The sequence below is a fragment of the Vibrio sp. 811 genome (assembly GCF_033339195.1).
In genome coordinates, this window is sequence record NZ_JAWOUB010000898.1 from 1 (window position 1) to 530 (window position 530).

The following is a 530-nucleotide window of genomic DNA, read 5'->3' on the forward strand; positions in this document are numbered from 1 at the left end:
AGGGTTCAGTGTTGCACTCGGCCATGCGCTTTCATCTCAACAGTGGCTTGGTTTTGTGTTGATCACCTTTGGCTGCATTTTGGTTCCGTTGACTCATGTTCGCCAAGTTTCTTTGGTGGCGTATCTAAATGTAGGCGTGTTTTGGGCGTTGATCGCGGCAATTGGCACGACAGGTTACTCTGTGGTGGACAAAGAGGCATTAACGTTACTGACTCAGCAAGCATCAACTATTTTCAACGATCAATACAGCGCTATCTTCTATCTTGGTGCGCAGTTTTGGGCGATGGGCTTACCCGTTTTACTTTGGTGTCTGATCACCAGAAATGAGCAAGAGTTGCAAGCGGCTTGGCGAATCCGAAAAAGTGCAAGTATGGCTGGCATTATGATGGCATCGACTTATGGATTGGTTCTGTTTGCGATGACGATGACAGACAACGTGAGCTTAGTTGTCGCGCTGCGCCAGATCAGTATCGTATTTGGTTTATTGATGGGCATTTGGTTGCTTGCGGAAAAATGGTATCTCACCCGAG

Annotated in this window: 1 pseudogene; it reads left to right on the plus strand. The window is 47.4% G+C overall.

Annotated elements, in window-relative coordinates:
* A pseudogene (locus R7Q46_RS30010) lies at positions 1-530 on the plus strand (multidrug transporter); the annotation flags it as partial.